This is a genomic window from Pseudomonas sp. R28(2017), from assembly GCF_002112505.1.
Classification (GTDB): domain Bacteria; phylum Pseudomonadota; class Gammaproteobacteria; order Pseudomonadales; family Pseudomonadaceae; genus Aquipseudomonas.
Map to the genome: position 1 here is coordinate 341,229 of NZ_NEHW01000003.1, position 12,312 is coordinate 353,540.

At 63.7% G+C, this 12,312-nt stretch carries 7 protein-coding genes; 1 reads left to right on the plus strand and 6 read right to left on the minus strand.

The window, feature by feature from the left end:
• Window positions 1–15 precede the first annotated feature (15 nt).
• Window positions 16–1,203, plus strand: a complete 1,188-nt coding sequence (locus CAF78_RS07000) for an MFS transporter (protein ID WP_256573883.1) — start codon at window positions 16–18, stop codon at window positions 1,201–1,203.
• 149 nt (window positions 1,204–1,352) lie between these two features.
• On the opposite strand, the gene hemE is transcribed toward CAF78_RS07000, so the two are convergent.
• The 6 genes from hemE to aroK form a co-directional block, all read right to left on the minus strand.
• Window positions 1,353–2,417: a uroporphyrinogen decarboxylase gene (gene hemE, locus CAF78_RS07005; RefSeq protein ID WP_085677953.1), complete on the minus strand. Its 1,065-nt coding sequence runs from the start codon at window positions 2,415–2,417 to the stop codon at window positions 1,353–1,355.
• 194 nt (window positions 2,418–2,611) lie between these two features.
• Window positions 2,612–4,030 carry an FAD-dependent oxidoreductase gene (locus tag CAF78_RS07010; protein WP_060484277.1) on the minus strand — a complete coding sequence of 473 codons (1,419 nt, stop codon included), beginning with the start codon at window positions 4,028–4,030 and terminating at the stop codon, window positions 2,612–2,614.
• 106 nt (window positions 4,031–4,136) lie between these two features.
• Window positions 4,137–8,582 (minus strand): glutamate synthase large subunit, encoded by a 4,446-nt coding sequence (gene gltB / locus CAF78_RS07015; RefSeq protein WP_085677952.1) that lies wholly within the window; start codon window positions 8,580–8,582, stop codon window positions 4,137–4,139.
• A 374-nt stretch (window positions 8,583–8,956) separates the two neighbouring features.
• Window positions 8,957–10,585, minus strand: a complete 1,629-nt coding sequence (locus CAF78_RS07020; protein ID WP_085677951.1) for an AAA family ATPase — start codon at window positions 10,583–10,585, stop codon at window positions 8,957–8,959.
• 15 nt (window positions 10,586–10,600) lie between these two features.
• A complete protein-coding gene (gene aroB, locus CAF78_RS07025) occupies window positions 10,601–11,698 on the minus strand; it encodes a 3-dehydroquinate synthase (RefSeq protein ID WP_085677950.1) in 1,098 nt (365 codons plus the stop codon).
• A gap of 94 nt (window positions 11,699–11,792) precedes the next feature.
• Complete coding sequence (aroK, locus tag CAF78_RS07030; protein ID WP_060509908.1) at window positions 11,793–12,311, minus strand: shikimate kinase AroK; 519 nt, start codon at window positions 12,309–12,311, stop codon at window positions 11,793–11,795.
• Window position 12,312: the final 1 nt, after the last annotated feature.

A 12,312-nucleotide genomic window follows, 5' to 3' on the forward strand; every position in this document is an offset into this window, starting at 1 on the left:
GCCCCCCTGAACGAAATGTGGATCGAGAAAGGCACCCCGGCCTTCATGAAGACCGTGCTGGCACTGTTCAGCGGCGGCTTTGCCACGTTCGCCCTGCTGTACTGCGTGCAGCCGATGATGCCGCTGCTGTCGAAGGAATTTTCCATCAACGCGGCGCAGAGCAGCCTGGTGCTCTCGGTGTCGACCGCGATGTTGGCGTTCGGCCTGTTGATCACCGGCCCGATCTCCGACCGCATCGGCCGCAAGCCGGTCATGGTCTTTGCCTTGGTCTGCGCCGCCCTGTCGACCCTGGCCAGCGCGGTGATGCCGAGCTGGGAACTGGTACTGGCCACCCGCGCCTTGGTCGGCCTGTCGCTGAGCGGCCTGGCAGCGGTGGCGATGACCTACCTGAGCGAAGAGATCCACCCGCAGCACATCGGCCTGGCCATGGGCCTGTACATTGGTGGCAACGCCATCGGCGGCATGAGCGGGCGGTTGATCACCGGTGTGCTGATCGACTTCGTCAGCTGGCACACGGCGATGCTGACCATCGGCGGCCTGGCCCTGGTGGCGGCGCTGGTGTTCTGGAAAGTGCTGCCCGAGTCGCGCAACTTCCGCCCGCAGCTGATGAGTCCACGCAACCTGCTCAATGGCTTCGTCATGCACTTCAAGGATGCCGGGCTGCCGTGGCTGTTCCTCGAAGCCTTCCTGCTGATGGGCGCCTTCGTCACTCTGTTCAACTACATCGGCTACCGCCTGCTGGCCGAGCCTTACCACATGAACCAGGCGCTGGTCGGCTTGTTGTCGGTGGTGTACCTGTCGGGCATCTATAGCTCGGCGCAAGTTGGCGCACTGGCTGACAAGCTGGGCCGGCGCAAGGTGTTCTGGGCCAGTATCGTGGTCATGGCAGGCGGCTTGCTGATGACCCTGGCCAACCCGCTGGCGCTGGTGATTGTCGGCATGCTGGTGTTCACCTTCGGCTTCTTCGGCGCGCATTCGGTGGCCAGCAGCTGGATCGGCCGTCGGGCGCTGAAGGCCAAGGGGCAGGCTTCGTCGCTGTACCTGTTCAGTTATTACGCAGGGTCCAGCGTGGCCGGTACGGCGGGCGGGGTGTTCTGGCATCAATGGGGGTGGAACGGCATCGGCTTGTTCATCGGCAGCCTGCTGGCGGTGGCGTTGCTGGTGGCCCTGCACCTGAGCAAGCTACCGCCAAAATCGGTGTGAAGCATTCGCGGGCACGCCCGCTCCCACAGGGACCGCGCCTCACTTTAGGTCAGCGCTGTACCTGTGGGAGCGGGCGTGCCCGCGAAAGGGCCCTAAAGTCAGCTCAACAAAAAGCCCGGCACTTGGCCGGGCTTTTCGTTTCAGGGCGCTTACTGGTGGTACTGCGCCGACAGTTCATGCACGGCGTTGATGAACACACCCGCATGCTCCGGGTCGACTTCTGGTGTGATGCCATGGCCCAGGTTGAATACATGGCCAGTGCCGTGGCCATAACTGGCCAGAATGCGCGCGACTTCGTTGCGGATAGCTTCTGGCTTGGCGTACAGCACGGTCGGGTCCATGTTGCCCTGCAGGGCCACTTTGTCACCGACGCGGCGGCGGGCGTCGCCGATTTCGCAGGTCCAGTCCAGGCCCAGCGCGTCGGCGCCGGCTTCGGCGATGCTTTCCAGCCAAAGGCCGCCGTTCTTGGTGAACAGAATTACCGGCACCTTGCGCCCTTCGTGCTCGCGAATCAGGCCGCTGACGATCTTGCGCATGTAAGCCAGGGAGAACTCCTGGTAGGCCGCCGCCGACAGGTTGCCGCCCCAGGTGTCGAAGATCTGCACCGCCTGGGCACCCGCGAGGATCTGCCCGTTGAGGTAGCTGGTGACCGACTGGGCCAGCTTGTCCAGCAGCAGGTGCAAGGCTTGCGGGTTGTCGTAGGCCATGGCCTTGGTCTTGCGGAAGTCCTTCGACGAGCCGCCTTCGACCATGTAGGTGGCCAGGGTCCATGGGCTGCCGGAGAAGCCGATCAACGGGACGCGGCCGTTGAGCTCGCGGCGGATGGTGCTGACCGCGTCCATCACGTAGCCGAGGTCTTTCTGCGGGTCAGGGATCGGCAGCGCTTCGATGTCGGCAGGGGTGCTGATGACCTTCTTGAAACGCGGGCCTTCGCCGGTTTCGAAGTACAGGCCCAGGCCCATGGCGTCAGGGATGGTGAGGATGTCCGAGAACAGGATCGCCGCGTCCAGCGGGTAGCGGTCCAGCGGCTGCAGGGTGACCTCGCAGGCGAACTGCGGGTTCATGCACAGGCTCATGAAATCACCGGCCTTGGCGCGGCTGGCGCGGTACTCCGGCAGGTAACGGCCGGCCTGGCGCATCATCCAGACAGGGGTGACGTCTACGGGTTGCTTGAGCAGTGCACGCAGGAAACGATCGTTCTTCAGGGCAGTCATGTCGGCATCCGGAAAAATAGTGCGGGCATTTTCTCAGACGCCAGCGCAAAAGGCACGGTCAAGACCATGCGTTTTGTCTATTGGGTGCCACAGATCAAACGATTTTGTATACAAAAAAGCTTCGCGGGCAAGTCCGCTCTCACAGGATATGCACATCATCCTGTGGGAGCGGGCTTGCCCGCGAATGCGATGGATCAGACTTCGAGGTAGTCCAGGATGCCTTCGGCAGCGTTACGGCCTTCGAAGATCGCCGTCACCACCAGGTCCGAACCGCGCACCATGTCGCCACCGGCGAACACTTTCGGGTTGCTGGTCTGGTGCTTGAACTTGGCTTTCTCCGGTGCCACCACGCGACCCTGGCTGTCCAGCTGGATGCCATGCTGCTCGAACCACGGTGCCGGGCTGGGGCGGAAGCCGAAGGCGATCACCACGGCGTCGGCCGGCAGGATCTCTTCGGAACCCGGGATCGGCTCGGGGCTGCGACGGCCACGGGCATCCGGCTCGCCGAGACGGGTCTCGACCACCTTCACGCCTTCGACCTTGTCCTCGCCGACGATAGCGATGGGCTGGCGGTTGTAGAGGAACTTCACGCCCTCTTCCTTGGCGTTCTTCACCTCTTTGCGCGAACCCGGCATGTTGGCTTCGTCACGGCGATAGGCGCAGGTCACCGACTTGGCGCCCTGGCGGATCGAGGTGCGGTTGCAGTCCATCGCGGTGTCGCCACCGCCCAGCACCACGACCTTCTTGCCCTGCATGTCGACGAAGTCTTCCGGCGACTTCTCGAAGCCGAGGTTGCGGTTGACGTTGGCGATCAGGAAGTCCAGCGCGTCGTGCACGCCAGGCAGGTCTTCACCCGGGAAACCACCCTTCATGTAGGTGTAGGTGCCCATGCCCATGAACACCGCGTCGTACTCGGCGAGCAGCTGTTCCATGGTGATGTCCTTGCCCACCTCGGTGTTCAGGCGGAACTCGATGCCCATGCCGGTGAAGACTTCGCGGCGATTGCTCAGCACGGTCTTTTCCAGCTTGAACTCGGGGATGCCGAAGGTCAGCAGGCCGCCGATTTCCGGGTTCTTGTCGAACACCACCGGGGTCACGCCGCCACGCACCAGCACGTCGGCACAACCCAGGCCAGCGGGACCGGCGCCAATGATGGCGACGCGCTTGCCGGTTGGCTTGACCTTGGACATGTCCGGGCGCCAGCCCATGGCGAAAGCGGTGTCGGTGATGTACTTCTCGACCGAGCCGATGGTCACCGCGCCAAAACCGTCGTTCAGGGTGCAGGCACCCTCGCACAGGCGGTCCTGCGGGCACACACGGCCGCACACTTCAGGCAGGGTGTTGGTCTGGTGCGACAGTTCGGCCGCCGCCAGAATGTTGCCTTCGGAGACCAGCTTCAGCCAGTTGGGGATGAAGTTGTGTACCGGGCACTTCCATTCGCAATACGGGTTACCGCAGCCCAGGCAGCGGTGCGCCTGCTCCACGGACTGCTGCGGCTTGAACGGTTCGTAGATTTCCACGAACTCCTTCTTGCGCTGGCGCAGCAGCTTTTTCTTCGGGTCCTTGCGGCCCACTTCGATGAACTGGAAGTCGTTGTTCAGACGTTCAGCCATTTTTCAAAACCTCTTTACCGCAGTTGCCAGCCTCAGGCTGCAAGCTGCAAGACGATCACTTGAGCACGACGGGCCCCGCGCACGGGGCCGTCACTTGCAGCTGTTCTTACTGCGGGTTGGCACGGGTGCTGGACAGCAGTTGCTTGAGGTTGGCCGCCTTCGGCTTGACCAGCCAGAAGCGCCGCACATAGTCGTCCAGGTTCTCGAAGAGCTCACGCCCCCACTCGCTGCCGGTCTCTTCCACGTATTCGCCAAGGACCCGCGCCAGGTGGCTGCGGTAGGCTTCCATCGCCTCACCACTGATGCGCTGGATTTCCACCAGCTCGTGGTTGAGTTTGTCGACGAAGCTGTTGTCCATGTCGAGCACGTAGGCGAAGCCGCCAGTCATGCCAGAACCGAAGTTGTAACCGGTCTTGCCCAGAACGCAGACAAAGCCGCCGGTCATGTATTCACAGCAGTGATCGCCAGTACCCTCGACAACAGCGTGGGCGCCGGAGTTACGCACAGCGAAGCGTTCGCCCGCGGTACCAGCGGCGAACAGCTTGCCACCGGTGGCGCCGTACAGGCAGGTGTTGCCGACGATGGCACTGTGCTGGGTTGCAAACGGGCTGCCGGTTGGCGGCACGATGGTGACCTTGCCACCGGTCATGCCCTTGCCGACGTAATCGTTGGCGTCGCCTTCCAGATGCAAGTTCAGGCCACCAGCGTTCCACACGCCGAAGCTCTGCCCGGCAGTACCCTTGAAGCGGAAGGTGATCGGCTTGTCGGCCATGCCCTGGTTGCCGTACAGCTTGGCGATTTCGCCAGAGATACGGGCACCGATGGAACGGTCGCAGTTGCAGATGTCGAGGCTGAACTCGCCACCGGCCTGGTCGCGGATCGCCGGCAGGGCCATCTCGACCATCTTCTCGGCCAGCTCGCCCTTGTCGAACGGCGGGTTCTTGTCGACTTCGCAGAACTGCGGCTTGTCGGCCGGGATGTGCGAGCTGCCCAGCAGCGGGGTCAGGTCCAGGTACTGCTGGCGCTCGGTGTCGCCCGGCAGCACGTCAAGCAGGTCGGTACGGCCGATCAGCTCGCCGAGGCTGCGCACGCCCAGCTTGGCCAGCCACTCACGGGTTTCCTCGGCGACGAAGGTGAAGAAGTTGATCACCATGTCGACGGTGCCGATGTAGTGGTCCTTGCGCAGCTTGTCGTTCTGCGTGGCTACGCCGGTGGCGCAGTTGTTCAGGTGGCAGATGCGCAGGTACTTGCAGCCCAGGGCGATCATCGGCGCGGTGCCGAAGCCGAAGCTCTCGGCGCCGAGGATGGCTGCCTTGATCACGTCCAGGCCGGTTTTCAGGCCGCCGTCGGTCTGTACCCGCACCTTGCCGCGCAGGTCGTTGCCACGCAGGGTCTGGTGAGTTTCAGCCAGGCCCAGTTCCCACGGGGCGCCAGCGTACTTGATCGAGGTCAGCGGCGAAGCACCTGTACCACCGTCGTAACCGGAGATGGTGATCAGGTCGGCATAGGCCTTGGCCACGCCGGCGGCGATGGTGCCAACGCCAGCCTCAGCTACCAGCTTGACCGAAACCAGAGCCTGCGGGTTGACCTGCTTGAGGTCGTAGATCAGCTGGGCCAGGTCTTCGATCGAGTAGATGTCGTGGTGCGGCGGTGGCGAAATCAGGGTCACGCCCGGTACCGCATAGCGCAGCTTGGCGATCAGGCCGTTGACCTTGCCGCCTGGCAGCTGGCCGCCCTCGCCGGGCTTGGCGCCCTGGGCAACCTTGATCTGCAGCACTTCAGCGTTGACCAGGTATTCCGGGGTCACGCCAAAGCGGCCGGTGGCCACCTGCTTGATCTTCGAGCTCTTGATGGTGCCGTAGCGCGACGGGTCTTCACCGCCCTCACCGGAGTTGGAGCGTGCGCCCAGGCGGTTCATCGCCTCGGCCAGGGCTTCGTGTGCTTCCGGCGACAGCGCGCCCAGCGAGATACCGGCGGAGTCGAAACGCTTGAGGATGGCCTCCAGCGGCTCGATCTGGTCCAGCGGCAGGGCCTCGTCGGCCACCTTCACTTTCAGCAGGTCGCGGATCATCGACACCGGGCGCTGGTCGACCAGCGTGGTGTATTCCTTGAACTTGGCGTAGTCGCCCTGCTGCACGGCGGCCTGCAGGGTGTTGACCACGTCCGGGTTGTAGGCATGGTATTCGCCACCGTGGACGAACTTCAGCAGGCCACCTTGCTGGATCGGCTTGCGCGCGCTCCAGGCTTCGGCTGCCAGCAGCTTCTGGTCGCCTTCGAGGTCGACGAAGCGCGCACCCTTGATGCGGCTGGACACGCCCTTGAAGCTCAGGCCGACCACTTCCTCGGCCAGGCCCACGGCTTCGAACAGCTGGGCGCCACGGTACGAGGCGATGGTGGAGATACCCATCTTCGACAGGATCTTCAGCAGGCCCTTGGAGATGCCTTTGCGGTAGTACTTGAAGACTTCGTCCAGATCGCCCAGCACTTCACCGGTACGGATCAGGTCGGCCAGCACTTCGTAGGCCAGGTACGGGTACACGGCCGAGGCACCGAAGCCCAGCAGCACGGCGAAGTGGTGCGGGTCACGGGCAGTGGCGGTTTCGACCAGGATGTTGCTGTCGCAACGCAGGCCCTGCTCGGTCAGGCGGTGGTGCACGGCACCCACGGCCAGCGACGCGTGCACCGGCAGTTTGCCCGGGGCGATATAGCGGTCGCTCAGCACCAGCTGGGTCTTGCCGCCGCGCACGGCTTCTTCAGCCTGGTCGGCGATGTTGCGGATGGCCGCTTCCAGGCCGACGCTCTCGTCATAGTTGAGGTCGATCAGCTGGCGGTCGAAGCCTTCGCGCTCCAGGTTCATCAGCGAACGCCACTTGGCGGGCGAGATGACCGGGGAGCTGAGGATCACCCGCGAAGCGTGCTCCGGGGACTCCTGGAAGATGTTGCGCTCGGCGCCCAGGCAGATTTCCAGGGACATGACGATCGCTTCGCGCAGCGGGTCGATCGGCGGGTTGGTCACCTGGGCGAACTGCTGGCGGAAGAAGTCGTACGGCGAACGCACGCGCTGCGACAGCACGGCCATCGGCGTGTCGTCACCCATCGAGCCGACCGCTTCCTGGCCCTGCTCGCCGAGTGGGCGCAGCACCTGGTCACGCTCTTCGAAGGTGACCTGGAACATCTTCATGTACTGCTTGAGCTGGTCAGCGTCGTAGCTGGCCACGCCCTGGTCGTCGGTCAGGGTCGCCTGGATGCGCAGGGCGTGCTGACGCAGCCAGCGCTTGTACGGGTGGCGCGACTTCAGGCGGTTGTCGATGGCGTCGGTGTCGAGGATCTGGCCGGTCTCGGTGTCCACGGCGAGAATCTGGCCCGGGCCGACACGGCCCTTGGCCAACACTTCCTCAGGCTGGTAGCCCCACACGCCGATTTCCGAGGCGATGGTGATGTAGCCATTGGTGGTCGTCACCCAGCGCGCCGGGCGCAGGCCGTTACGGTCGAGCAGGCACACCGCGTGGCGGCCTTCGGTCATGACGATACCGGCCGGGCCGTCCCACGGCTCCATGTGCATGGAGTTGTATTCGTAGAAGGCGCGCAGGTCGGCGTCCATGGTCTCGACGTTCTGCCAGGCTGGCGGTACCAGCATGCGCACGCCGCGGAACAGGTCGATGCCGCCGGTGACCATCAGCTCCAGCATGTTGTCCATGCTCGAGGAGTCGGAACCGACACGGTTGACCAGCGGGCCGAGCTCTTCGAGGTCGGGGATCAGGTCGTTGGCGAACTTGGTGCGACGGGCCATGGCCCAGTTGCGGTTGCCGGTGATGGTGTTGATCTCGCCGTTGTGGGCGAGGAAGCGGAATGGCTGCGCCAGCGGCCATTTCGGCAGGGTGTTGGTGGAGAAGCGCTGGTGGAACACGCAGATCGCAGTTTGCAGGCGCTCGTCACCCAGGTCTGGGTAGAACGCCGCGAGATCGCGCGGCATCATCAGGCCTTTGTAGATGATGGTCTTGTGCGAGAAGCTGCAGATGTAGTGGTCGGCGTCGTGGGCGTTGGCCACGGACGAACGGCGACGGGCACTGAACAGCTTGATGGCGAATTCCTGATCGCTCAGGCCTTCACCGCCGATGAACACCTGCTCGATCTGCGGCAGGCGCTCCAAAGCCAGGCGACCGAGCACGCTGGTGTCGATCGGGACCTTGCGCCAGCCGACCAGCTTCAGGCCGGCAGCGACGATTTCGCGGTCCATGTTGGCGCGGGCAGCTTCGGCTTTGACCGGGTCCTGGTTGAAGAACACCATGCCGACGGCGTACTGCTTGGGCAGCTCGACGGCGAAGTGTTCCTGGGCCACGGCACGCAGGAATTGATCAGGCTTCTGCATGAGCAGACCGCAACCGTCACCGGTCTTGCCGTCGGCGTTGATGCCGCCGCGGTGGGTCATGCAGGTCAGTGCCTGCATGGCGGTTTGCAGAAGGTGGTGGCTCGGTTCGCCCGTCATATGGGCGATCAGGCCAAAACCACAGTTGTCCTTGAATTCTTCGGGATGGTACAGACCTGTTTTCATAGACACTTTCTCACCAGGTTCACCTCTCAACCGGAGGTAAATCTCTTTTATGTACAACCACTTACCATCCACGCCGATCAAATGCCAGCTTTTTTGCGGTGGCCATGGAAAACCATTGTTGCACAGCGACAGTCATACCCACAAATTTTCATGTCTCACCATTGAAAATTTATGTCGCAATTTTGAATGTTTTGCGCCGTACGCCGTGATAGCGGCTTGGTTCGAGTCTGAAGCGTTTCAGCCATGACTGCAACAGAGGCTTGTGGCCGGCAGTCTGGGACAGAAAAGCCTGCCGCGCTCAGGCGCAGCAGGCTATTCGAATGTCGTTAATCGCTCAGCAACTGGGCGGCGGGGGTGATGCCGCCCGGCAGGTATCAGCGGGCCGAAGCCAGCTCTTGTTGGACGCTGGCAACGGTACGTGGCCAAGGTTTACCAGCCTGGACCTTCGCTGGCAAGTTCTTGATTGCCGCAACCGCTGCGTCGCGGTTGGCAAAGTTGCCGTAGGTGACCACATACAGTGGCTTGCCCTGCAGGTTTTTCTTGAAGTAGCGATACTCGCCACCCTGTGCCTTGACGAAGGCCTGGGCCGACGCCTCGGAACTGGTGCCGAGGATCTGCACCACATAGTTGCCAGGCTTCTGGCCCGAGTACCAGCCACTGCTGCCGGTGCCGCCGGCAGCCGGTTTTTCCACCGGCTTGGCGGCTGGCTTGGCGGTAGCGACCTGAGTCGGTGCCGATGCCGGCTTGGCAGGCGCAACCGGCTTGGCAGGCTGGGTAGCGACAGGTTTCGGCGCAGGCGCAACCGGCTGCACCGGCTGTACCGGCGCGGTAGCCTGGGCCATGCTCGGCGCCGGGCCGGCAGGCACGCCCTGGGGTGGCGCGATGGTGGTCACGGTCGGCGGGTTGCCAGGCTGCAAGGCGGTATCACCGGCAGGGCCACCCTCTTCGCCATCACCCATGCCGGCAGCTTGCGCCAGCGGCTCGCGCATCACCGGCTGGGACTGGCCCACCAGCGGCAGCGGCATCGGCTGCGACTGGCCGGAGAACTCGATGGCCGGGTTACCGTTGTTCGATTGGGCGCCACCTGGTTGGCCCTCGCCCAATGGCAGCTGGGCCTGGGCCACAGGCGCCTCGGCAGGGGCCTTGTCGCCCTTTTTAGGCATCAGCACCGCAGCACCTACGGCCACCACGACGACAGCGGACAGCGCGAGCACGTGTTTCTTAGGCATTTTGAACCCCATGGATGGTCGCTTGACCGTGGTACGGCTGGCGATCATGGCTTCGATCAAAGTATCGCGGGCGACCTGGTTGATGTTGCCAGGCCATCCGTCGGAGTTTTCATGAATATCGACTAGCTGTTCACGGCTGAACACCTCGATGCCCCGGCCAGCGCCTTCCAGGCGTTGCTCCAGGTACTCGCGGGTTTCTTCCTCGCTGTACGGGGCGAGCTCTATGACGTGGAAGCGCTCTTCCTCGACCTGGATCTCGTCCAACCCGGCAATCAGCGACGGCTCGCCGAACAGGAACACGTGCGGGCGCCCTTCTGGTAGCCCAGCCGCCAGTTCCAGCAACGCTTGGAGTGCCGACTCGTCGAGTTGTTCCGCATCGTCAACCAGCAGATAGACTTCCTGCCCGGTCAGTGCCAGTTGCACCACCTTGTTCAGGATCGCCTGCACTTCTGGCTGGGCCACTTCCAGTGTTTGCGCCACCTGGCCAAGCACACTGGCGGCATCGCTGGCGCCGCGGGCAGATACCACCACGCTCAGCACCGACTGTTTGTTGGTACTGGCCACCAGGGCCTGGCGCAACAGGGTCTTGCCGCTGCCCACGGGGCCTGTGACCACCAGCATCAGCTGGCTGTAGCGCGCCAGGTGATGCAACTGGCCCAGCACCGGCTTGCGCTGGGCGGGGAAGAACTTGAAGCCGGGCACACGCGGCGCGAACGGATCGTGGCTCAACTGGTAATGTTCGAGGAACGCCTCATCGGCATGCAAACTGGTCATTACGCTGTCACAACCTCAAAGCTGGGCCACGATCGCGCGGTAATCCGCCGACAGCGTGGCCTGAAGAATCTCTTTCGGATAGTCGTCGGTGATCACGGCCTCGCCCAGCTGGCGCAGCAGCACCAGGCGCAGGCGGCCATCGAGTACCTTCTTGTCGACCGCCATATGCTCCATGAAATGCGCCGGGGTCATTTCCTGTGGTGGCACCACCGGCAAACCTGCGTCCTGCAGCAGGCGGATTGCGCGATCTCGCTCGGCCTGGTCGATCCAGCCCAGGCGCATGGACATTTCCAGGGCCATCACCGTGCCCGCAGCCACGGCTTCGCCGTGCAGCCATACACCGTAGCCCATGTGGGTTTCGATGGCATGGCCGAAGGTGTGGCCCAGGTTCAGCGTGGCACGCACGCCGGACTCACGTTCGTCGGCGCCGACCACGGCAGCCTTGGCAGCGCAGGAGCGGCTGATCGCCTCGGTCAGTGCAGCAGGCTCCAGGGCACGCAGGGCCTGCATATTGTCTTCGAGCCAGGCCAGGAACGGCTTGTCACAGATCAGGCCGTACTTGATCACTTCGGCCAGGCCTGCCGACAGCTCGCGCGCAGGCAGCGTCTTGAGGCTGGTGGTGTCGATCAGCACCGCGTTGGGCTGGTAGAAGGCACCGACCATGTTCTTGCCCAGCGGGTGGTTGATGCCGGTCTTGCCGCCGACCGAGGAGTCGACCTGGGACAGCAGGGTGGTCGGCACCTGGATGAAGTCGACGCCACGCTGGTAGCAGGCCGCCGCAAAGCCGGCCATGTCGCCGATCACGCCGCCGCCGAGGGCTACCACGGTGGTACGGCGGTCATGCCGCGCCGTCAGCAGGCCATCGAAGATCAGCTGCAGGGTTTCCCAGTTCTTGTGGGCCTCGCCGTCCGGAAGGATCACCGGCAGCACCGAGTAGGCACCGAGGGTCTTGCTCAGGCGTTCGAGATACAGAGGCGCGACGGTTTCGTTGGAAACGATGGCGACCTGCCGCCCGCGGATATGCGGCGCCAGCAGTTCAGCCTGGTCCAGCAGGCCTTCGCCAATGTAGATCGGGTAGCTACGCTCGCCGAGGTCGACCTTTAGTGTCTGCATGTATCCCCACAATGTACTTGGGCGCGGCGCCGGCTGTGCGACCCGCGCGGTAACGTTGAACCTCGCCTCGGCGCTGGCCGAGAATAGTCCCGGCTTAGCGGGGCGGCAACTGCTGCAGGCGCTCGAGAATGTCGAGCACCACCATGCGTGGCGGCCGTTCGTCGGTTTCCACCACCAGGTCAGCGATCTCGCGGTAGAGCGGGTCGCGCGCTTCCAGCAAGGCGCGCAGGGTCGCTTCCGGGTTGGCAGTGCGCAGCAACGGGCGGTTGCGATCGCGGGCGGTTCGCCCAACCTGTTGCTCCACCGAGGCATGCAGGTAGATCACCCGGCCGCCCTCGTGCAGCGCCTGGCGGTTTTCCGCACGCATTACCGCACCGCCGCCGGTTGCCACGACCACGCCATCGAGCGCGCAGAGCTCGGCGATCATCGCCTGCTCACGGTCACGGAAGCCCGGTTCGCCTTCTTTATCGAAGATCCACGGGATGTTGGCGCCGGTTCGCAGTTCGATTTCCTTGTCGGAATCCTTGAACAGCAGGCGCAGCTCTTTGGCCAACAGGCGCCCGATGGTGCTTTTACCAGCGCCCATGGGCCCTACAAGTATCAAATTTCGCACA

What these genes read in the sequence shown, in the direction of transcription:
- gltB (WP_085677952.1), bottom strand. Translation starts at nt 8,582, where the DNA reads ATGAAAACAGGTCTGTACCATCCCGAAGAATTCAAGGACAACTGTGGT.
- hemE (WP_085677953.1), bottom strand. Translation starts at nt 2,417, where the DNA reads ATGACTGCCCTGAAGAACGATCGTTTCCTGCGTGCACTGCTCAAGCAA.
- CAF78_RS07020 (WP_085677951.1), bottom strand. Translation starts at nt 10,585, where the DNA reads ATGACCAGTTTGCATGCCGATGAGGCGTTCCTCGAACATTACCAGTTG.
- aroB (WP_085677950.1), bottom strand. Translation starts at nt 11,698, where the DNA reads ATGCAGACACTAAAGGTCGACCTCGGCGAGCGTAGCTACCCGATCTAC.
- CAF78_RS07010 (WP_060484277.1), bottom strand. Translation starts at nt 4,030, where the DNA reads ATGGCTGAACGTCTGAACAACGACTTCCAGTTCATCGAAGTGGGCCGC.
- CAF78_RS07000 (WP_256573883.1), top strand. Translation starts at nt 16, where the DNA reads ATGTGGATCGAGAAAGGCACCCCGGCCTTCATGAAGACCGTGCTGGCA.